This window comes from Streptomyces sp. NPDC053427 (genome assembly GCF_044544985.1).
Classification (GTDB): Bacteria; Actinomycetota; Actinomycetes; order Streptomycetales; family Streptomycetaceae; genus Streptomyces.
The window spans coordinates 37,521-58,014 of sequence record NZ_JBITYA010000010.1; the positions used below are offsets into that span (position 1 = coordinate 37,521).

Annotated in this window: 21 protein-coding genes; 11 read left to right on the forward strand and 10 right to left on the reverse strand. The window is 72.9% G+C overall.

Going from position 1 to position 20,494, the window contains the following annotated elements; all coding sequences use genetic code 11:
* Positions 1-20: 20 nt before the first annotated feature.
* The gene (gene cbiE, locus ACIGWZ_RS26630) at positions 21-1,277 is read right to left on the reverse strand and encodes a precorrin-6y C5,15-methyltransferase (decarboxylating) subunit CbiE (protein WP_400068848.1); all 1,257 of its coding nucleotides are present in this window, start codon (positions 1,275-1,277) and stop codon (positions 21-23) included.
* 214 nt (positions 1,278-1,491) lie between these two features.
* Here cbiE and tsaD point away from each other — a divergent pair, with 214 nt between their 5' ends.
* From tsaD to ACIGWZ_RS26660, 6 genes are all read left to right on the forward strand, one after another.
* Positions 1,492-2,634 (forward strand): tRNA (adenosine(37)-N6)-threonylcarbamoyltransferase complex transferase subunit TsaD, encoded by a 1,143-nt coding sequence (gene tsaD / locus ACIGWZ_RS26635; protein WP_400068850.1) that lies wholly within the window; start codon positions 1,492-1,494, stop codon positions 2,632-2,634.
* Between the two features lie 461 nt (positions 2,635-3,095).
* Positions 3,096-4,760 (forward strand): ATP-binding protein, encoded by a 1,665-nt coding sequence (locus ACIGWZ_RS26640; RefSeq protein WP_400068852.1) that lies wholly within the window; start codon positions 3,096-3,098, stop codon positions 4,758-4,760.
* Complete coding sequence (locus ACIGWZ_RS26645; RefSeq protein WP_400068854.1) at positions 4,757-5,185, forward strand: roadblock/LC7 domain-containing protein; 429 nt, start codon at positions 4,757-4,759, stop codon at positions 5,183-5,185. The genes ACIGWZ_RS26640 and ACIGWZ_RS26645 overlap by 4 nt, the downstream gene beginning before the upstream one ends.
* Positions 5,182-5,538 (forward strand): DUF742 domain-containing protein, encoded by a 357-nt coding sequence (locus ACIGWZ_RS26650; RefSeq protein ID WP_400068856.1) that lies wholly within the window; start codon positions 5,182-5,184, stop codon positions 5,536-5,538. The genes ACIGWZ_RS26645 and ACIGWZ_RS26650 overlap by 4 nt, the downstream gene beginning before the upstream one ends.
* The gene (locus ACIGWZ_RS26655) at positions 5,519-6,163 is read left to right on the forward strand and encodes a GTP-binding protein (protein ID WP_400068858.1); all 645 of its coding nucleotides are present in this window, start codon (positions 5,519-5,521) and stop codon (positions 6,161-6,163) included. Before ACIGWZ_RS26650 ends, ACIGWZ_RS26655 begins: the two co-directional genes overlap by 20 nt.
* A 35-nt stretch (positions 6,164-6,198) precedes the next feature.
* Positions 6,199-7,449 (forward strand): cytochrome P450, encoded by a 1,251-nt coding sequence (locus ACIGWZ_RS26660; protein ID WP_400069445.1) that lies wholly within the window; start codon positions 6,199-6,201, stop codon positions 7,447-7,449.
* Between the two features lie 93 nt (positions 7,450-7,542).
* Here ACIGWZ_RS26660 and ACIGWZ_RS26665 read toward each other — a convergent pair whose 3' ends face one another.
* Positions 7,543-8,754 (reverse strand): cytochrome P450, encoded by a 1,212-nt coding sequence (locus ACIGWZ_RS26665; RefSeq protein WP_400068860.1) that lies wholly within the window; start codon positions 8,752-8,754, stop codon positions 7,543-7,545.
* A gap of 305 nt (positions 8,755-9,059) precedes the next feature.
* On the opposite strand from ACIGWZ_RS26665, the gene ACIGWZ_RS26670 reads away from it, so the two are divergent.
* The gene (locus ACIGWZ_RS26670; RefSeq protein ID WP_400068862.1) at positions 9,060-10,088 is read left to right on the forward strand and encodes a cation diffusion facilitator family transporter; all 1,029 of its coding nucleotides are present in this window, start codon (positions 9,060-9,062) and stop codon (positions 10,086-10,088) included.
* 167 nt (positions 10,089-10,255) lie between these two features.
* Positions 10,256-10,936: a DUF899 family protein gene (locus ACIGWZ_RS26675; protein WP_400068864.1), complete on the forward strand. Its 681-nt coding sequence runs from the start codon at positions 10,256-10,258 to the stop codon at positions 10,934-10,936.
* A gap of 93 nt (positions 10,937-11,029) precedes the next feature.
* Here ACIGWZ_RS26675 and ACIGWZ_RS26680 read toward each other — a convergent pair whose 3' ends face one another.
* A complete protein-coding gene (locus ACIGWZ_RS26680) occupies positions 11,030-11,335 on the reverse strand; it encodes a hypothetical protein (protein ID WP_400068866.1) in 306 nt (101 codons plus the stop codon).
* A 141-nt stretch (positions 11,336-11,476) separates the two neighbouring features.
* On the opposite strand from ACIGWZ_RS26680, the gene ACIGWZ_RS26685 reads away from it, so the two are divergent.
* Positions 11,477-12,466 carry a hypothetical protein gene (locus ACIGWZ_RS26685; protein ID WP_400068868.1) on the forward strand — a complete coding sequence of 330 codons (990 nt, stop codon included), beginning with the start codon at positions 11,477-11,479 and terminating at the stop codon, positions 12,464-12,466.
* Positions 12,467-12,740: 274 nt separating this feature from the next.
* Here the strand turns inward: ACIGWZ_RS26685 and ACIGWZ_RS26690 are convergent, their stop codons facing one another.
* From ACIGWZ_RS26690 to ACIGWZ_RS26705, 4 genes are all read right to left on the reverse strand, one after another.
* On the reverse strand, positions 12,741-13,301 hold the full coding sequence (locus ACIGWZ_RS26690) for a DUF4291 domain-containing protein (RefSeq protein ID WP_400068870.1): 561 nt from the start codon (positions 13,299-13,301) through the stop codon (positions 12,741-12,743).
* A gap of 96 nt (positions 13,302-13,397) precedes the next feature.
* The gene (locus tag ACIGWZ_RS26695; RefSeq protein WP_400068872.1) at positions 13,398-14,339 is read right to left on the reverse strand and encodes an NADP-dependent oxidoreductase; all 942 of its coding nucleotides are present in this window, start codon (positions 14,337-14,339) and stop codon (positions 13,398-13,400) included.
* A 208-nt stretch (positions 14,340-14,547) separates the two neighbouring features.
* Positions 14,548-15,741, reverse strand: coding sequence for an ABC transporter permease (locus ACIGWZ_RS26700; RefSeq protein WP_400068874.1), 1,194 nt, complete (start codon positions 15,739-15,741; stop codon positions 14,548-14,550).
* Entirely contained in the window at positions 15,738-16,457 is a 720-nt protein-coding gene (locus ACIGWZ_RS26705) for an ABC transporter ATP-binding protein (protein ID WP_400068876.1), read from the reverse strand. Before ACIGWZ_RS26705 ends, ACIGWZ_RS26700 begins: the two co-directional genes overlap by 4 nt.
* A gap of 18 nt (positions 16,458-16,475) precedes the next feature.
* Between ACIGWZ_RS26705 and ACIGWZ_RS26710 the strand changes: the two genes are divergently transcribed.
* Positions 16,476-16,700: a sensor histidine kinase gene (locus ACIGWZ_RS26710; RefSeq protein ID WP_400069447.1), complete on the forward strand. Its 225-nt coding sequence runs from the start codon at positions 16,476-16,478 to the stop codon at positions 16,698-16,700.
* A 103-nt stretch (positions 16,701-16,803) separates the two neighbouring features.
* Entirely contained in the window at positions 16,804-17,961 is a 1,158-nt protein-coding gene (locus ACIGWZ_RS26715; protein ID WP_400068878.1) for an ABC transporter ATP-binding protein, read from the forward strand.
* A gap of 83 nt (positions 17,962-18,044) precedes the next feature.
* Here ACIGWZ_RS26715 and ACIGWZ_RS26720 read toward each other — a convergent pair whose 3' ends face one another.
* From ACIGWZ_RS26720 to ACIGWZ_RS26730, 3 genes are read right to left on the reverse strand one after another with little or no spacing between them, the layout of a single operon-like run.
* A complete protein-coding gene (locus ACIGWZ_RS26720; protein WP_400068880.1) occupies positions 18,045-19,004 on the reverse strand; it encodes an ABC transporter substrate-binding protein in 960 nt (319 codons plus the stop codon).
* Positions 19,001-19,675, reverse strand: a complete 675-nt coding sequence (locus ACIGWZ_RS26725) for an ABC transporter permease (protein ID WP_400068882.1) — start codon at positions 19,673-19,675, stop codon at positions 19,001-19,003. Before ACIGWZ_RS26725 ends, ACIGWZ_RS26720 begins: the two co-directional genes overlap by 4 nt.
* Positions 19,672-20,424: an ABC transporter permease gene (locus ACIGWZ_RS26730; RefSeq protein ID WP_400068884.1), complete on the reverse strand. Its 753-nt coding sequence runs from the start codon at positions 20,422-20,424 to the stop codon at positions 19,672-19,674. The genes ACIGWZ_RS26725 and ACIGWZ_RS26730 overlap by 4 nt, the downstream gene beginning before the upstream one ends.
* Positions 20,425-20,494 lie beyond the last annotated feature (70 nt).

Genomic DNA, 20,494 nt, shown 5'->3' on the forward strand with positions numbered 1-20,494 from the left:
GGGTGGTGTGGGGCGTGGTTTCACGTGAAACGACGCCCCACGTCGGGGACGGCCGGCTTCACGGCCGCCCACTGGGTGACCGGCATCGCCTGCCGCCAGCCCGTGAAACCGCCGACCGGGACGGCATGCGCGACGGCGAGGCGGACGAGGTCGCCGCCGTGCCGTCGGTAGCGTTCGGCGAGCAGCGCCTCGGACTCCAGCGTCACCGTATTGGCGACGATCCGGCCGCCCGGCGGCAGCGCTTCCCAGCACGCGTCCAGCAGCCCGGGGGCGGTCAGTCCGCCGCCGATGAACACCGCGTCCGGCGTCGGCAGGCCGACGAGCGCCGAGGGCGCCGCGCCCTGGACGACGCGCAGCGAAGGGACCCCGAGCGAGCGGGCGTTACGGCCGATCCGCTCGGCCCGCACCGGATCGCGTTCCACGCTGACGGCGCGGCAGCTGCGGTGCGCGCGCAGCCACTCGACGGCGATGGAGCCGGAGCCGCCGCCGATGTCCCAGAGGAGCTCGCCGGGGGCGGGGGCGAGCGCGGCGAGGGTGGCGGCGCGGACATGGCGCTTGGTCAGCTGGCCGTCGTGCTCGTATGCGTCGTCGGGAAGGCCGGGGACGAGGGAGAGGCGGCGGGCGTGCGGCTCGCGGACGCAGTCGAGCGCGATGACGTTGAGGGGATCGGCCTCGGGCGGCTCCACCCAGTCGGCCGCCGTGCCCTCGGCCACCCGTTCACGTCCGCCGCCGAGCTGTTCGAGGATCCGCATACGGGTGGGACCGAAGCCGTGGGCGCGCAGCAGCGCGGCGACCTCACCGGGCGTGCCCGCACCGGCGGACAGCACCAGCAGCCGCCGCCCGTCGTACAGCGCCCCGGCCAGGTTCTCGGCGGGCCGCCCGACCAGCGTGACGACCTCCGTCTCCTCCACCGGCCAGCCGAGCCGCGCGCAGGCGTACGAGACGGAGGAGGGATGCGGCAGCACCCGCAGCGGGGGCGCCTCTTGTCCCCGTACCTCGTTCAGCGTCCGCCCGATCCCGTAGAACATCGGGTCGCCGCTGGCCAGCACGCAGACCCGGCGCCCGGCGTACGCGGCGAGCAGCCCCGGCACGGCGGGCCGCAACGGCGACGGCCACGGCACCCGCTCGCCCGCGCACTCCGCCGGCAGCAGCGCCAGCTGCCGCGCCCCGCCGATCACCACCTCGGCCTCGCGCAGGGCCTGCTGCGAGGCGGCCGGCAGACCGTCCCAGCCGTCGGCCCCGATGCCGACCACGGAGAGGGGTGCTGCGGGGGTCACTGCCGGTACCTCGGGGTTCGTTCGGGGGCGGGGCGGGATGCGGGGGAGGGACGGGATGCAGGGGAGGGGGTGGGAAGGGAACTCTACTGACCGGCGAGTACGGGTCGCCCGTGGGGGCGAGCCAGGGGCACCCATCAACCCCCGCACACCCTTATTGCATATAGTTTGCAATTGCGGTCAGGAGAGAAGAACCCGGGAGGAAGGGAGCGGCGCGGTGGGCTCGCCGGTGGTGCTGGGGATCGAATCGTCCTGCGACGAGACGGGGGCGGGGCTGGTGCGGGACGGGCGGCTGCTCGGGCAGGCGCTGGCGTCGAGCATGGACGAGCACGCCCGGTTCGGCGGCGTCGTCCCCGAGATCGCGGCCCGTGCCCATGTGCATGCCCTGACCCCGGTCGTCGGGGCCGCGCTGGCCGATGCGGGGCTGCGGGCCGGGGACATCGGGGCGGTCGCGGTGACGACGGGGCCGGGGCTGTCCGGGGCGCTTCAGGTGGGGCTGGCGGGGGCCAAGGGACTGGCGTATGCGCTCGGTGTGCCGCTGTACGGGGTGCACCACCTGGCGGGGCATGTCGCCGCCGACACCCTCGAGCACGGCCCGCTGCCCGACCCCTGCGTCGTCCTGATCGTCTCCGGCGGCCACACCTCCCTCCTTCTCGTACGCGACCTGGCGCGCGACCCGATCGTGCACCTCGGCGACACCCTGGACGATGCCGCCGGCGAGTGCTTCGACAAGGTCGCCCGGGTCTTCGGGCTGCCGTATCCCGGCGGCCCGGCCATCGACCGGACAGCGCGCGAGGGGGATCCGCGCGCTGTCCCCTTTCCCCGTCCGCTGACCGCGGGCCCGCCCGGGAGCCGCTTCACCTTCTCCTTCTCGGGCCTGAAGACGGCCGCGGCCAGGTGGGCGGAGAGCCACCACGCCGCGGGCCGCCCCCTCCCCCTCGCCGACGGCGCGGCCTCGCTCCAGGAAGCGGTGGCCGATGTCCTCACCCGCAAGGCCGTGGCCGCCTGTACCGAGCACGGGGTCTCGACGCTGGTCGTGGTGGGCGGGGTGGCCGCCAACTCCCGGGTGCGGTCGCTGGCCCAGGAGCGCTGCGCGGCGGCCGGGATCCGCCTGCGGGTGCCGCCGCTGCGGCTGTGCACGGACAACGGCGCGATGATTGCGGCGGTCGGGGACCTGCTGGTCCGGGCGGGGGCCGAGCCCGCCCCGCTGGAGGTGTCGGTCGATCCGTCGGCGCCTTTGGAGTATGCGGCGCTGCATCCGGTGGCCGGGGAGCGGGTCCTGCGGCAGACGCTCAGGCCGGCCGGCCATCGGTCCAACTCCGCGTCCGTCCTCGCCCCTTCCGCCGCCGAGGGGTCGTAGCCGCTCCGGTACCGCAGAGCCACCCGGGCGCGCTCGGCACGTTCAGCGCGCTCCCGCCGGGGCGAGCAGCGGGTACCAATACGTACCCGTACCCGACGTGTCGTGGCCGCCGCGGCGGCACCGCATCCCGGCCAATACCCGGGGAAGCCGGGATGACCTGCGCATACGGCGGGTCAACGGCGGAGGTCGATAGGGAAGTTGCCGGATTCCGGCGAGCCGCTAAAGTGCCTGGACGATCTTCGATCATTCCTTCGTCGTACGCCTAGCCCTACCTGGAGAAACACACACCGCAGCACACGCCGGAACCCGCCGCGGTCCGCACCGCAGAACGCATCGCGGGACGAACTCCCCCACGTATCAGGGGCCTCGATTCCCTCAGGGGTTTCGCTCCCCCCATTCGTCCCGACACAATCACCACCCCGCACCGCCCGCAGCCGCCATCGCTCACGAGGACCTGTTTGATGTCAGCACGGATACCCCCCCGCCGTCAGGCAGCGCACACGCCGTTGGGAGCGGCCCTGCGCACCCTGGCGGTCTCTCTTGTGGTGACCGGGGGGCTGTGCGGGTGGGCGGTGATGCTCGCTCCGCAGTCCGTGCGGACGCTGTTGGCCTGCGGTGGCGGGGCCGGTGCGGTGGCGCTGAGCGCCGCGGTGGCAACCGCCGTTCATCAGCAACGGCTCGTACGGCACTACCGGTCGCGGATCGGGGACATCCGGGACGAGGCCGACCGGCTGGCCGACGAGACGCTGCCCGCGCTGGTCGCGGAGCTGCGGGACGGCGCATCGGTGGACACCGCGCTCAGCCGTACGACCACGCCGACGGCCGGGGCGCACCAGCGGATCATGCGGACGCTGGCCGCGGAGGTCGGACTCGGTGAGCGGATGCGGGCCGCGGCGATGTCCGCGTGCGCCAATGCCGCCGGCCGGGTGCAGGCGCTCGCCACCGGGATGCTCGCGGACCTGCGCGAGATGGAGGACCGGCACGGCGAGGAAGTGCTGGGCGACCTGATGAAGCTGGACCATACGACGGCGCAGGCGGGGCGGCTGGCCGACAGCATCGCCGTACTGACCGGGGCCCGCTCCGGCCGCCGCTGGAACAAGCCGATCGCGATGGAGAGCATCCTGCGCGGCGCGATGGGGCGGATCAGCGCCTATCGCCGTATCCAGCTGCACAACAGCAGCGAGGTCGCCATTGCGGGGCACGCGGCCGAGGGCATCATGCATGCGCTGGCCGAGATCATGGACAACGCCACATCGTTCTCGCCGCCGCTGTCCCCCGTGCATGTGTACGTGGAGGAGGCGCAGGCCGGTGTGGTGGTCAGCGTCGAGGACAGCGGACTGGTGATGAGTGAGGCCGCGCTGCAGCGGGCCCAGCAATCGGTGTCCGCGGCCACGCTGGACCTGATGTCGCTGTCCGGGACGCGGCTGGGGCTCGCGGTGGTGGGCTGTCTGGCGCGCAAGCACGGGTTGAACGTGTCCTTCCGGCCGTCGGCGCGCGGCGGCACGGGCGTCATCGTGCTGATTCCGCAGCAGTTGGTGACGGAGGCGCGGCCGCCGGCCCCGCAGGCGGAGCGGCCGCCGATCGCCGACACGGCCGTGACGGCAGCGCGGCCCGCGGTCCCGGCTCCCCGGCGCGCCCCCGAGGCCGAGCCGGAGGGCGGGTACCCGCTTCCGACGGGGACCGAGCCCGCGCCCCAGGACCGGCCCGCGCCCGGGTTCGAGGCCCCGGCGCCGCTCCCCAGGCGAACCTCCCGCGCCCAGGCCCCCGAACCGCGGGCCGAACCCGAACCCGAACCTCAGCCCGAACCCGAGCCCGCCCCGCCGACCGAATTCGGCGAAAGCGGCCTGCCCAAGCGCCGCCGTGGCCAGACCCTGGCCTCCGCACCCATGGGTACGGGACCGGCGCACGGCCGGGCGCCGGGCGCCGCCGGGACCGCGCGGCCCGCCCGCTCCCGCGAGGAGTCGGCGGCCCGGTTCCGCGCCTTCCGTAAGGCCGTCCAGGGCACGTCCGCCCCGGACGCCGCCGACGGCACCCGTACCGATGCCGCCCCGGACACCCGTACCGGCGGCTCCCCCGCGTCACCCCCCGCACCCTCTCCAGCACGTCCGGAGGACGAGACCCGATGAACACCACCGACCACAGCCTCGATTGGATGCTGGAGAACCTGCTCCAGAAGACCCCGGGCGCCCGGCATGCGCTGGTCCTGTCCCGCGACGGGCTCAAGCTGTGCCACTCCAAGGACCTGACCGTCGATCAGGCCGACCAGCTGGCCGCCATCGCCTCCGGGATCCAGAGCCTGTCGCACGGCGCGTCCGTGGAGTTCGGGGACGGTACGGGCGGCGTACGGCAGGCGATGACGGAGTTCCACGGCGGCCTGCTGTTCATCGTGGAGGCCGGGAACGGTGCCCATCTGGCGCTGATCGCCGTCGAGGACGCCGACGTCGGCCTCATCGGCTTCAACATGAACGAGCTGGTGGAGCAGATCGGCGAGTATCTGCAGGCCGCCCCGCGCGGTGAGGGCGGGACCGGCACGCCGGGGCAGCCCGCATGAAACGGCTCGGTCCTGACGATGATCCGGACCGGCTCTACACCGTGACCGGCGGCCGCAGCCGGTCGGCCGACGACCGGACGCTCGACCTGGTGACCCTCATCGTCAGCGAATGCGATCCGACACCGGGCATGCAGTCCGAGCATGCCCGGATCCTGACCATGTGCCGTCGCCCGCTGGCCGTGGTCGAGGTCTCGGCGGAGCTGCGGATGCCGGTCAGCGTGGTCCGGATCCTGCTGTCCGACCTGCTCGACCGCGGGCAGGTCACCGCCCGCCATCCGCGGACTCCCGCGACCGCCCAACTCCCCGCCGCCGACCTGCTGAAGGAGGTGCTCGATGCACTCCACCGCCTCTGAGAACGCGGCCACGGCCGTAGCGGCCGGCACCGACGCCGACCGCGTTCCGCTGAGCGCCACCGCCGACAACGGGCTGAAGATCGTGATCGTCGGCGGCTTCGGCGTCGGCAAGACCACCATGGTCCGCTCCGTGAGCGAGATCCGGCCGCTGAACACCGAGGAGACGATGACGCGGGCGGGCGTCGGCGTCGACGACCCCACCGGCGTGGAGGGCAAGTCGACCACCACGGTCGCCTTCGACTTCGGCCGGATCAGCATCAACGACAGCGCGGTGCTGTATCTGTTCGGCGCGCCCGGCCAGGAACGCTTCTGGTTCCTGTGGGACCGGCTGTTCTCCGGCACGCTGGGCGCGGTGGTCCTGGTCGACACCCGGCGGCTGGACGACTCCTGGTACGCCATCGACCGGTTGGAGGCGCACGGGATGCCGTTCATCGTCGCGCACAACGACTTCGGTGGGGAGCCGCACACCCTGGAGCAGATCCGCGACGCGCTGGATCTCTCCCCGGACGTGCCGCTGATCGGCTGCGACGCGCGCGACCGCGAGTCCAGCAAGACCGTGCTGATCGCGCTGGTCGACCATCTCCACGCCCTGTCCCTCCGGGAGACCGCGGAGAGCGCACCGTGACCGAGCAGCAGCACCCCCGGACCGGCGGCTGCCCCATGCGGCCCGGCACGGACGCCATAGCGCTGTACGGCACCGACTTCGGCACCGACCCGGCGAAGCTCTACCGCGAGATGCGGGCGCGGTACGGGACGGTCGCGCCGATCCTCCTGGACGGTGACGTCCCCGGCTGGTTCGTCCTGGGCTACCGCGAACTGCACCAGGTCACCAGCAACCCCGAGCTGTTCGCGCGCGACTCGCGGCGCTGGCACGCCTGGGAGCAGATCCCCGAGGGCTGGCCGCTGATGCCGTTCGTCGGGCACCAGCCGTCGGTGCTGTTCGCCGAGGGGGCGGAGCACCGGCGGCGGGCCGGGGCCATCAGCGACGCGCTGACCGCGATCGACCAGTTCGAGCTGCGGCAGATCTGCGAGCGGCTGGCGGACGGGCTGGTCGATGCGTTCGCCGGGTCCGGCGAGGCCGATCTGATGGTCCACTACGCAGCCCGGCTGCCGCTGCTGGTCATCGCCGAACTCTTCGGCTTCCCGGGCACCGAGGTGTCCGAACTGGCCGCCGACATCGCCGCGTCGCTGAACGCCGACGACGGCGCGATCGCGGCGCACCAGCGGGTCGCCGCCCGGATGCAGCGGCTGGTCAAGGCCCGGCGGGCCAGGCCGGGCGCCGATGTGCCGTCCCGGCTGCTGGCCCATCAGGCGGGGCTGGCCGATGCGGAAGTGGTCATCGACCTGCTGGTGGTGATGGCCGCCGCCCAGGCGCCGACCGCCAACTGGATCGGCAACACGCTGCGGCTGATGCTGACCGACGACCGGTTCGCGGTCAGCCTCTCGGGCGGGCGGCGCAGCGTCGGCCAGGCCCTCAACGAGGTGCTCTGGCACGACACCCCGACCCAGAACTACATCGGCCGCTGGGCGGCGCGCGACACGCAGCTCGGCGGCCGCCGGATCCGTGCCGGGGATCTGCTGATCCTCGGCCTGGCCGCCGCCAACACCGACCCGCAGGTACGGCCGGACTTCAGCGAGGCGGGCTCCGACGGCAACCAGGCCCATATGTCCTTCAGCCATGGGGAACACGCCTGCCCCTATCCGGCCCCGGAGATCGCCGAGGTGATCGCCAAGGCGGCGGTGGAGGTGCTGTTGGACCGGCTGCCGGACGTGATGCTGGCGGTGCCCGCCGAGGACCTGGTGTGGCACCCGTCGCTGTGGATGCGCGGCCTGGTCGGGCTGCCGGTCGGGTTCACCCCCGCGTACACGCCGATTCCGGCGATGCGGGCCTCGGGCGCGGTCTACGGCTGATCCGGGTACGGGGCGGTGTTTCACGTGAAACACCGCCCCGCGAAGGGAGTTGCACCGCCCGGCGAAGGAAACTGCGCCGTCCGGCGAAGGGACTTACCCCGCCGGCACGAACCGCACCGGCAGCGCATCCAGCCCCCGCGTGAACACCCCCTGCTCCCGCGGCTCCGCGCCCGGCGCCGGCGTCACCTCAGGCAGCGCGTCCAGCAGCTGGGCCACGCCCACCTCGACCTCCGCCTTCGCCAGCAGCGCGCCGACGCAGAAGTGCCGCCCGAGGGCGAACGAGAGATGGTCCGCGGCGGCCGAGAAGGCGGTGGTGGCCGACAGGTCCGCACGGTGGATGTCGAAGGTGTCCGGGTCGGCGTAGCGCCGCTCGTCCCGCCCGGCCGCGCCGATCAGACAGGTGACGGTGGAGCCCTTGGGCACCTCGCCGCCGCCGATGGTGACGTCCTCGGCGACCTGCCGCATGATCATGTGGACCGGCGGGGAGTACCGCAGCGTCTCCGCGAACGCCGGGGCGATCAGCGAGTGGTCCGCGCGCACCGCGGCCAGCTGCTCGGGGCGGCGGAGCAGGTTGTGCATCAGGCTGGATATCGCCTTGTCGGTGGTCTCCCCGCCGGCCGTCAGCAGCAGGCTGCAGAACGCCTTGATGTCCTCGTCGCTCATCCGCGTCCCGTCGATCTCCGCGGCGCAGAGCGTGGACAGCAGATCGTCGCCGAGGTGGTCGCGGCGCTCGCGGATGACCGGCAGCAGATACGCGGCGAACTCCTCGCGGGTGCGCAGCCCCGCCTCGGCGACGTCCGGGTCCTGGGCGAGGTTGCCGAGGAATCCGATGATCGCGGTGTACCAGCGATGAAAGCGCTGGTGGTCGCCCCGGTCCAGCCCCAGCATGTCGACGATGACATTGACGGGGAAGCGGGTGGCGAACTCCGCAACCAGGTCGGCGCTGCCCGCGTCCCGGAACCCGTCGATGAGCTCACGGGCATTGCGCTCGATCACCGGCAGGAACGACCGCTCCAGGGTGTTGCCCCGGAAGGCCGGCGCGACCAGCGCCCGGCGCACCGCGTGCTCCCGGCCGCTCATCTGCAGGATGGTCCTGCCGTGCACCGGCTCCAGCTGCCAGTCGTAGTTGTCCGTGGTGAACGCCGGGTCCTTGAAGGCCCGTTCGACGTCCTCGTACCGCGAGACGATGTAGCTCTGTGTGGCCTCGTGGTGCAGCAGCGGGAAGTCGTCGCGCAGCACGCGATAGGCGGAATACGGATCCGCGGCGAATTCCGGCGACAGGATGTCCGGCGCTTCTCGGTTCACGGGCACGACTCTCCTCGGTAGGTGTACGGGACACGGACCGCGGCGTCGCGGGCCGTCCGCAACCCCAAGATCGTCTCTTTGGCATGCCCTTATCAAGAGGTTCCCGCCGTCGGCATCGCACCGAACCGGAAACCGTCGGTCCGCTTCCGCGCCTCGGCCCGCCCCGCGCGCTCATCCGCGCACACCGCTCTGACCAGGCACGATACGCCGTTCGACGGTAATGACAACGGTCACCGGTGCAGCCTTTGGATCTTTCGCCGAAGTGCGGTTTGCTTCGCAACGACGACCCAGGAAGGAGCGCGCCCATGACCGAGCACGCCCACAGCCACGGGCACGGCCACAGCCAGGCAGGCGGCCACTCGCACGGCGTCTCCCCGGACGCCGACCGGCGCTGGCTGCGCGCCGCGCTCCTGCTCCTCACCGCCTACATGGCGGTCGAGGTCGTCATCGGCGTCCTGGCCCGTTCCCTGGCGCTGATCTCGGACGCCGCGCACATGCTCACCGACGCGGTCTCCATCGTCCTGGCGCTGATCGCGATGCGGCTGGCCGCCCGCCCCGCGCGCGGCGGCTACACCTACGGCCTCAAGCGCGCCGAGATCCTCTCCGCCCAGGCCAACGGCATCACCCTGCTGCTGCTGTCCGCCTGGCTCGGCTACGAGGCGGTCAAGCGGCTGATCTCACCGCCCGAGGTGACCGGCGGACTCGTCCTCGTCACGGCCCTCTCCGGCATCGTCGTCAACCTCATCTGCACCTGGTTCCTCTCCCGGGCCAACCGCTCCAGCCTCAACATCGAGGGCGCCTACCAGCACATCCTCACCGACCTGTTCGGCTTCGTCGCGACCGCCGTCTCCGGCCTGATCGTGCTGACCACCGGCTTCGAACGGGCCGACGCGATCGCCTCGCTCGTCGTCGTCGCGCTGATGCTGAAGGCCGGTACGGGCCTGGTCCGCGAGTCCGGCCGGATCTTCATGGAGGCCGCGCCGGCCGGCGTCGACCCGGACGCGCTGGGCGACCACCTGGTGGCCGAGGACCAGGTCATCGAGGTCCACGACCTGCACATCTGGCAGATCACCTCCGGCCAGCCGGCCCTGTCCGCGCACATCCTGGTGGCCCCCGGCGGCGACTGCCACAAGGTCCGCCGCCGCCTCCAGGAACTGCTGAGCACGGAGTACGGCATCACCCACGCCACCCTCCAGGTCGACCACGTGGGCGAGGAGTCCGCCGCCCCCGACGTCCTGACCCTCGGCCCCCGCACCGACACCGAGCCGCCCGCCGCCGACCACTGCGAGAACGCCCACGGACCGGTCCACCGACCGGGGCCGCACCGGCACTAGCGTCGCTCCGACGGCCGCCCCGGGCCGCGTCCGCGGACCCCGCCCGCCGCGCCCCCGCGCCCCGGCGCCACCTGGCGAGGCACTGCGCGCCGGCAGACAATGGTGGACGGAACGGATGGTGGCCAGGAAGCTGCGGCCGCACGCCGGTAGTCGTCCAGGAGACAGCGATGCGCCAGACCAATCTCGCCGGGGAGACGGCCCCCTACGTCACCGCCCGCGAGGAGCTGCGCCACGCCGAGATCGAGCTGATGCGGCACCGCGAACGCGTCGCGGACCTGCGTCGGCGGCTGCCGCCGGGACCCGTCGTCGATGACTACGCATTCGAAGAAGGCCCCGCGGACCTGGGGGCCGGTGACGCCCCGACGCAGACCGTACGCCTCGGCGAGCTGTTCACCCGGCCCGGTCGTGACCTGGTCGTCTACCACTTCATGTACGGCAAGCGGCAGACCCGGCCCTGCCCCATGTGCACGATGTGGATCGACGGGTTCAACGGCATCGCCCACCACCTCGCGCAGAACATCGACTTCGCCGTCGTCGCCGCGGCCGAACTGCCCACGCTGCGCGACTACGCCCGAAGCCGGCAGTGGACGAACCTGCGCCTGCTCAGCGCCGGAGCGAGCACCTTCAAGTACGACCTCGGCAGCGAGGACGCCGAAGGCAACCAGGACTCGACGGTGTCGGTGTTCACCCGCGACGACACCGGATCGGTGCGCCACTTCTACTCGGCGCACCCCCGCATGTCCGAGGACATCGACCAGCGCGGCATCGACCTGCTGAGCCCGGTGTGGCACGTCCTCGACCTCACCCGCCGCGGCCGCGGCGACTGGTTCGCCTCGGTCAGCTACTAGAACGTCCGGCGGATCACGGCCGGGGCGGCCTCGGACCGCGTCCCCACCCGTAGGTGAAGGCCTCCTCGAACTGCTCGACGTGACTGATCATCGTCAGTCTTCATCGTCCGGGTAGCCCCACTTGATGTCCGCCTTCGCGGCCAGCGCCACCGCCTGCACCGCGCCGTGGACGCGGCTCTCGAACGTCGGCTGCCACTGGCCGAAGCGGGTGATGATCAGCGGGTACTCGGTGCCGCCGACCACCTCGATCCGGCCCTCCCACTCGTCCACCACGAAGCTGATGTCGTGCTGGATCCCCTCGTCTTGCGCCACGTCGTTGAGGGCGTCCGCGATCCGCTCCGCCTGCTCCGCGTCCAACGGCCCGGTGACGGTGATCTCAAGGTCAATGTTGACTGACATACCGTAATGCTATGGGCAGAGCCCGGGGATGTCCGGAGTACCTGATCACCCGTTGGCACCGCCCCGGCTCGCGCCCGCCGCCCGTCCGGTCTTGCCTGGAAATCTGGCCATAGTCCCTCCCACCAGGAAGGACCGGACGCGATGTCAGCGAGCGCACCCGTACGCCCCCGCGGCCGGGTGACGGAGGCGGAACGCCTGCCCGAACAGTCCCGGCGACGGCCCGGCCGCGCGCTGGGCGCGGGTGCGCTGCTGCTCATCGGTGCGCTCCTCCTGCCGCTGAGCCTGGCCACGGTATGGGCGCGCAGCGAACTGACCGACACCGACCGGTACGTGGCCACCGTCGCGCCCCTCGCCGCGAACCGCGCCGTCCAGGACGCCATCGTCCACGACGTCACCAACGGGGTGATGACCCATGTCCACCTCGACGGCCTGCTGAAGGCCATTCCCCGCCCCGAACGGGCCGCGCTGCTCAAGCGCTTCACCCGGGGGCTGCGCGAGTTCGTCGGCAAACAGGTCCGCCAGGTCGTCACCGGCCGCGCCTTCCCCGCGGTGTGGACCGCCGTCCACCGCAGCGCCCACCAGGCGCTGGACGGCACCCTCACCGCCTCCGGGGACGCCCCCGTGACCCTCGACCTCACCCCGATCCTCGACCGCGTCCGGCAGCAGCTCGCCGGCAACGGACTGGGCATCGACATCGCCCACCGGATCCCCCGCATGGGCGCCGAGGTCGTCCTGCTGCGCTCCCCCGACGTCCCCCGCGCCCGCCTCGCCTACCGGGCCGTCCGCACCGCCGCGCCCCTGCTCCCGTCGGCCGCGGCGCTCTGCCTGCTGGCCGGGCTGCTGCTGGCGCGGCGCCGGCGACGGGCGCTGATCTGCGCGGGAGCGGGCTGCGCGGCGACGGCTGCCCTGCTCGCGACGGCCCTCGCGCTGCTGCGGGCCCGTGTGCTGGAGGGGCTGCCGGCCGTGGTTCCGCGGTCCGCCGCCTCCGCGTACACCGATGCGCTCACCGGTTCGCTGCGTGACGGGGTGGGGACCGTCATCGGGGCGGCGCTGGCGACGGCCGTGCTGGCGGCGGTGGGGCCGCCTGCGGTGCGGGTGGTGCGGCGGCTGTGCGCCGCCGGGGCCGGGTGAGCGCGGACGGCCGGGGCGGGCGGCCCGGTGACGGGTGACGGGTGCCGTTTAGGCTGTCGGCATGACCTGCCAGTGGTGCCGAGGCACCGGTTACACGACTCGGGCGCTGGCCTACGCGTCCGGCGTGGACCCGTTCCGGGGGTCGGCGGAGACCGTGCACCGGGCGGCGGAGTGCCGGCACTGCCGGGGGACCGGGACGTATGACGCGCGGCGGGATCCGACGCTGGATCAGTGGCGCGGCGAGGAGCGGCCGGACGCGCCGTAGCCGCCCCGCTCAGCCGTCGATGCGCAGGCGGGCGGCGATCGGGCGGGGGACCTCGTACGGGCGCTCCGGGGGCAGCAGGCGCTGGGCCTGGGCGGTGCGACCGCTCCGGACGAGCGCGGCGATCTTGCGTACGCGGTCGGTGAGGTCGGTGAGGCCGACCACCCACTCCTCCGCGTAACTGCCGATCAGAGCACGCCCGATGCCCACCTGGATGCTGTAGTGGTTGAGCGGGGCGCCGCGCAAGGAGCGTTCGGGGTCCCACTGGACGTGTACGGGAGCTTCGGCGACCGCGGCGGGGTCGGCGGTCGTCAGAACGGCGCGGGAGAGGGCCTCTTCCCAGCCGGTCCGGGTGATCCGCACGGCCAGGATCCGCTGCTGGCCCGGCTTCTGCGCCCAGTTGCTGCGGTGCATCAGCCAGCGGAACGACGGCTTGATCCAGGTCATGCGGCCGAACGAGAACGGCGGCACGAAGCGGCCGGCCCGCAGGGCGGCGTCGGCGACGGCGGGTGCGTAGGCCTGGTAGACGACGAGGGTGGTCGCGTCGTGGTCGGCGCGTATCTGGCGGAGCATCGGAGGCAGGCTGCCGGACCGGGGCCCCGCGCTGCCACTGGTTTTCACAAGGCGCGCGGTCCCGCGGGGCGGCCGCCCCGCGGGACCGCGCGGGGCTCAGATCGCGACCACCGTCTTGCCCTGCGCCCGCCCGGTGCGGCTTGCGGAGAGCGCCTCGGGGGCCTCGTGCAGGGGGACCTCGCGACCCACGAGGACGGTCAGCCGGCCCGCGTCGACCTGTCCGGCGAGGATTTCCAGCAGCTGGGGGGAGGGGCGGTTGACGAAGTTGAAGCCGCGGAGGTTGTGTTCGGTGAGGACGTCCGCGTCGGCCGAGCCGATGAGGGAGACGGCCGTGCCGCCGTCCCGTACGGTCCTGGTGAGTTCGACGAATCCTTCGGGGTCGCTGGTCATGTCGATCAGTACGTCGACGCCGTCGGGGTAGGCCGCGAGGACCTGGTCCGCGACCGGCCCCGCGGTGTGGTCGAAGGTCGCGGCGGCGCCCAGGTTCCGCATCAGTTCCGCCATCGCCGGGCGGGCGGTGGCCAGCACCTCGGCGCCCCGACCGGCCGCGAGTTGGGTGGCGAAGGTGCCGACGCCGCCGGTGGCGCCGACGATCAGGACCCGTCGGCCCTCGCTGATCCGGGTCTCCTCGACCAGGTTGTACGCCGTCATCCCGGCCGTCGGCACGGCGGCGGAGGTCGCGTAGGTGACGCTGCGGGCGGCCGGGGCGATCGCCTGCTCGTCGGCGACCGCGATCTCGCAGTACGATCCGCCGCCCTGCTCCGGCCGCTGGAACTGCCCGAACACCGCGTCCCCGACGGTGAACCGCCGCACCCCGGTCCCGACCGCAAGCACCTCACCGGCCCCGTCCGACCCCAGGACCAGCGGGAAGACGGCCGGTACGGCGCTGCCGAACTTGCCGTCGGCGAGCTTCCAGTCGACCGGGTTGAGCCCGGCGGCGGCCAGCCGCACCAGGACCTCACCCGGCCCTGGCTCGGGCTGTGGCAGTTCCATGAGCTGCGGCTGTTCACCGAATGCGCTGACTGCTACGGCTCTCATGTGGCGTTCCCTTCCACCCTTCCCCAACCGGAGGTCACCCGTCCCCAACCGGCGGCCGAAGTGGATCGTAAGCACGCCGGTGGGGCCGGATGCGGCAGGAGACGAGGCGGTGTTCCGGAAGCAACTCGTATGGCCGGGATCAGGCCCCCGTTCGACGGTGTCCCGCCCCGGTCGGGCCCGCCGGGGGTGCGGTCGGGCCCGACTCCGCCTATACGGCGTGCAGCGCGAGCGTCGGGGACAGCCGCGCCGCCCGTACGGCCGGATAGAGGCCGGCGACGGTGCCGATCACCAGCGTCGCGCCGAAGCCGCCGCCGACCGCCCACGGCGGCACCACCCAGGGGATGCCGCCCGAGGCCGCGAAGGCGTAGGTGGCGGCCGCGCCCAGCACGATCCCGGCCAGGCCGCCGAGGCCCGACAGCAGGAGCGACTCGGTGACGAACTGGAGGCGGACCTGGCCGCGGGTGGCGCCCATGGAGCGGCGCAGGCCGATCTCGTGACGACGTTCCAGAACCGAGATGATCATGGTGTTGGCGACGCCCACACCCCCGACGAGCAGCGCCACCCCGCCCAGCCCGAGCAGCAGGTCGGTGAACGCACCCTCGGTCGCCGCCTTCGCCTGGAGCGCCGAGGACGGGTCGGTGACCTGGACGTTGCGCGGGTTCTCCGGGTCGACGGTATGCGGGATCAGGTCGCGTACGTCCTGGACGGAGGCGTCGGTGGAGCGTTCGTAGAGCGCGGTGGGGTGGCCGTCGAAGGCGAGCAGCTTGCGTGCGGCCGGCCAGCCGACCAGGGCGGCGCGCTCGATCTCGGGGGCGAGCGGGAGCGGGTCGAGGACGCCGATGACGGTGAAGTAGCGGCCGCCGATGGCGACCTGCCGGCCGACGGCTACGCCGAGCCGCCGGGCGGAGACATGGCCGAGGACGACGGAGGGGTAGCGGCCGTTGGCGGCGTTGAGCCAGGTGCCGGAGGTCATCGAGCCGCGCAGTGTGCGCAGGAGTCCCTCGCTCGCGGCCTTGACGGTGATGCCGCCGGTCTCCTCGGGCGGGATCTTCTCGCTGCGCCGGACCGGCTGCCCCAGGTCGCCGGTGGCGCCCACCTGCTGGACCCCGTCGATGCGGCCCACCATCCCCGGCGACCGCTCCGACAGCTGCACCTTCTCCCCGAACATGCCCTGGCCGGGCGTGGCGACCAGCATGTTCGTACCCAATGCGTCCAGTGTGCGCAGCAGTTGGGCCTTGCTGGAGGCGGAGATGCCGACCACCGCGATCATGGTCGCGATGCCGATGGCGACACCGAGGGCCGACAGGACGACGCGCAGCGGGCGGGTGCGCAGGCCGGCGGAGCCGACGTGCAGGACATCGCGGGGCCGCAAGGGGGCGGGGGTGAGCCGGGTGCGCCTCATCGCGCCACGCTCCGGACGTCGTCGACGATCCGGCCGTCGCGGATCCGGACCTGCCGGGGCAGCTGTGCGGCGATCTCGCTGTCGTGGGTGATGACGGCGATGGTGGCGCCCTCCTTGTTGAGGTCGTGCAGCAGGGCCATGACCGCGGCGCCGGAGGCGGAGTCCAGCGCGCCGGTGGGCTCGTCGGCCAGGAGAAGGTCGGGTTCGCCGACCACGGCCCGGGCGATGGCGACGCGCTGCTTCTGGCCGCCGGACAGCTCGTGCGGGCGGTGGCCCATCCGGTCGGCGAGACCCACCCTCTCCAGCGCCCGCGCCGCCCGGCGGCGCCGTTCGGCGCGCGGCAGTCCGCTGTAGAGCAGGCCCTCGGCGACGTTGTCCCGGGCGCTGATGCCGGGCACCAGGTGGAAGGACTGGAAGACGAAGCCGATGTGCTGGGCGCGCAGCGCGGAGAGCTTGCGGTCGCTGAGGGTGGCGATGTCGTGGCCGGCGAGGGTGACCGCGCCGGCCGTGGGGCGGTCCAGGGTGCCGACAATGTGCAGCAGGGTGGATTTGCCGGAGCCGGACGGGCCGACGATGGCGAGCAGTTCGGCGCGCGCCACCGTCAGGTCCACACCGCGGAGGGCGGCGACCCCGCCGGGGTATTCCTTGGTGACGCCGGACAGTTCGACGACCGGTTCGCGCCACAACCACCCCGACGGCCGGATCACCCTCAGCATCGACGGCCGCCCCTGAAGATCACCAACACCGGCCCGCCCGTCCCCGCCGAGTCCGTCCCGTACCTCTTCGAGCCGTTCCGCCGCCTCGAAGCGCGCCGCCACGCTCCCGGAGAGGGCGCGGGCCTGGGCCTTTCCATCGTCGCCTCCCTCGCCCGCGCCCACTCCGCGGAGGCCACCGCGCACCCGAATCCGGGCGGGGGGCTGACGGTGCGGGTGGTCTTTCCGGCGCGGTCGGCCGAGTGAGGACGCACGCCGGCCGCGAGGCAGGGCCCGCACGGCCCGGGGGGCAGAGCCCCGATTGCTCGCATGACGAGACCTCCGCGCCCGGGCGGGATTCAATGGCTCAATGATCCGGTTCGACTCCGTCACCAAGCGGTACCCGGACGGCACCACCGCCGTCGACGACCTCTCCTTCGAGGTCGGCGAGGGGGAGCTGGTGACCCTCGTCGGCCCGTCCGGCTGCGGCAAGACGACGACCATGATGATGGTCAACCGGCTCATCGACCCCACCCACGGGGCGATCCATGTCGACGGCGCGGACATCTCCGGCGTCGACCCGGTGCAGCTCCGCCGCCGCATCGGCTACGTCATCCAGCAGACGGGCCTCTTCCCGCACCGCACCGTCCTGGACAACACCGCGACCGTGCCGGTCCTGACCGGCTGGAAGAGGGCCAAGGCGCGCGAACGGGCCGCCGAACTCCTCGACCTGGTCGGCCTGGACCCGGCCGTCTACGGTTCGCGCTACCCCGAACAGCTCTCCGGCGGCCAGCGCCAGCGCGTCGGCGTGGCCCGCGCGCTCGCCGCCGACCCGCCCGTCCTGCTGATGGACGAGCCGTTCGGCGCCGTCGACCCGGTCGTCCGCGACCGGCTGCAGAAGGAGTTCCTGCGTCTCCAGGCCACCATGCACAAGACGGTGCTGCTGGTCACCCATGACATCGAAGAGGCCATCCGGCTCGGCGACCGGATCGCGGTCTACGGCGAGGGCCGCATCGAGCAGTACGACACCCCCGCCAGCGTCCTCGGCGCCCCGGCCTCCCCTTACGTCGCCGAATTCGTCGGCACCGACCGGGCGTTGAAGCAGCTCTCGGTCACCGGCATCGACCGCGACGACCTGGAACGCCCGCCGTTCGCCCGCCTCGGCGAACCGGCCGCGGAGGCGACCACGCGGCTGCGCTCCGAGGGCGCCCGCTGGGCGGTGGTCCTCGACGAGGACGGCGAACTGCACGGCTGGGTCGGCGCGGAGGAGATGGCGGGGGCGACCGGCCGCGTCCTCGACCACGCCCGCCGGATGGAGGCCTGGGTACCGGTGACCGGCACCCTCAAAGCGGCCTTCAGCGAAATGCTCAAGCACGACGCGGGCTGGATCGCGGTCCTGGACGGCCACCGCTTTCTCGGCGTCCTCACCCCGACCACGCTCCACGAGGCGCTGCGCCGCACCATCGACTCGGACGAGCGGGGGGTGCCGCGGGAGCGGGCCGAGGTGGATTCGGTGCCCACGGAGTGAGCGGGGCGATGTTTCACGTGAAACGCCCACGGGCGGCCGTTTCACGTGAAACAGCCAGGGCTTCCGGGTCCGAACGCACCGGCTCAGCTCCCGGAGTTCTTCGGCAACAGCCCTTTGGACACGAGGTAGTGGTGCGCCACATCCGCCGGAAGCCGCCGCCAGCTGTCCACCTGCTCGTTGAGATGCGCCAGGTCGGCGGTGGTCAGCACCGTGTTGAGGCGGTTGAGCGCGGCGGCGGCCCGCGCACTGCCCGCGCGGGAGCGGTTGACCACGGGGATGATGTTGTCGGCGTTCTGCAGCTTCTTGTCGTCGGTGAGCAGCACCAGCCCGAACCGGTCGAGGGTGGCGTCGGTGCTGGTGGTGAGCACCATCTGGTCCTGGCCGTTCTGGACGGCCTGCTTGGCGGGGGTGGTGCCGACGCCTTTCGGGTCGACGGCGGTGATGTTGATGCCGTACGTCTTGCGCAGCCCCGGCGCACAGAACGGCCGCTGGACGCACTCGTCGCCCGCCGCCAGACGCACCGGCAGCTTGGCGCGGCCCAGGTCGCTGAGGGTGGTGAGGTGGTGCCTGGCGGCGTAGGAGGCGCTCACCGCGAAGGCGTTCTGGTCGACGGCCCGGCCGGCCGGTAGCGCGGTCAGACCCCGCGGGGCGGCCAGCTTGCGCAGGGCGGCCATCGTCGCGTCGCGGTCGGGCGAGGCGACGGGGGCGGCCTTGGGCCCGTGGTCCTTGGCGTTGAGCCAGTCGGCGAGGGTGGCGGCGTACTCCGGGACGACATCGATCTGGCCGCTCTCCAAGGCCGGTTCGTACAGCTCGCGGTTGCCGACGGTGAGGATGTCGGTGCGGTATCCGGCGTGGTCGAGCAGCGCCGCGTACACCTGGGCGAGCAGCTCGCTCTCGGTGAAGCCGGCCGAGCCGATGGACAGCTGCCGGCTGTCGCCGGGCGGGGCGGTGATCGCGCTGCGGTTCTCGAGGGAGGGCCCGCTGGTGCAGCCGGCAAGGGCGGCGGCGACGACGGCCGCTACGGCAGCGCGGGCGCCCCTCACCGGATCCGCCCCCGCGCCCACGACGGCGCGAGCCACTGCCCCAGCTCGAACGCGGCCTCCATCAGCAGCGCGAAGACCGCGACGATCACCGCGCCGGCGACCACCTGCGGCGTGCTGGCGAGATTGAAGCCCGCGGTGATGATCCTGCCCAGCCCGCCGCCGCCCACCAGCGCGGCGAGGGTGGCGGTGGCCACCAGCTGCACGGCGGCGATCCGGACACCGGTCAGGATCAGCGGAAACGCCAGCGGCACCTCGACCCGCCAGACCAGCTGCGTCCCGGTCATCCCCATGCCCCGCGCGGCCCGCACCACGTTCTGGTCCACCTCGCGCATCCCGACGTACGCATTGGTCAGCAGCGGCGGAATCGCGAACAGCACCAGCGCGATGACGGTCGGCCACTCCCCGTACCGTCCGAGGGGCGTCAGCAGAAGCAGCACCAGCACGGCGAAGGTCGGCACCGCGCGGCCGATGTTGGCGAGGTTGACGGCCAGCGCGCCGCCGCGCCCCAGGTGACCGAGCGTCAGTGCGATCGGCAGCGCGATCACGGTGCTGATGGCCAGGCAGGCGAAGGTCAGGACGAGATGCTGCCCGAGGCGGTGCCAGACGCCGTTCTCGCCGGACCAGTTGGCGGCGGTGGTCAGCCAGGACCAGACCTCGGTGAGGGTGTTCACGCCCGCCGCCCGGATGCGGTGAGCGGCCGCCTGGCTCCGGCGCCCGCCGTACGGCCGCGCCGCCGCGCCTTCCACCCCGCCCGCCGCCAGGGCGTGAGCAGCCGTTCCGCCCCGAGCAGCAGCACATCGAGGACGATCGCGATGATCACGCAGAGCACGGACGCGGTGAGCACCTGCGCCTTGAAGAACGCATTCATCCCGGCGTAGATGAGATTGCCCAGCCCGCCGTACCCGACGATGGCCCCGACGGTGGTGAGCGCGACCGCCGAGACGGTGGCGATCCGCAGCCCGGCCATCGCCGCGGGCAGCGCCAGCGGCAGCTCCACGGTCAGCAGTTGCCGCATCGGCCCGTACCCCATCCCGCGCGCGGCCTCCTTGGCCTCGGCCGGGACGCCGTCCAGCCCGGCCAGGAGGTTCCGGACGAGCAGGGTGAGCGAGTAGAGGGCGAGGCCGACCACCACGAGCGTGGCGGACAGCCCGTACACCGGCAGCAGCAGGGAGAACATCGCCAGCGAGGGGATGGTGTAAATGACCGTGGTGATGCCGAGCACCGGCCCGAGCGTCCAGCGCCGGCGCCGGGCCAGCAGCGCCAGCGGGACCGCGATCAGCACCCCGAGGGCCACCGAGATCACCGTCAGCTGGAGGTGCTGACCGACCGCGTCGAGCAGGATCTGCCGGCGGGTGCTCACGTAGTCGCCGCAGATCCAGTCGTTGTGCGCCAGGCAGTCGTCCGGCGGCGGTGCGGTCACGCTTACGAGTCCATCCCGGCGGCGGCGGGGTGTCGCGCCCACCGCGTCCGATCGGGTCCCGCCGCTCGCG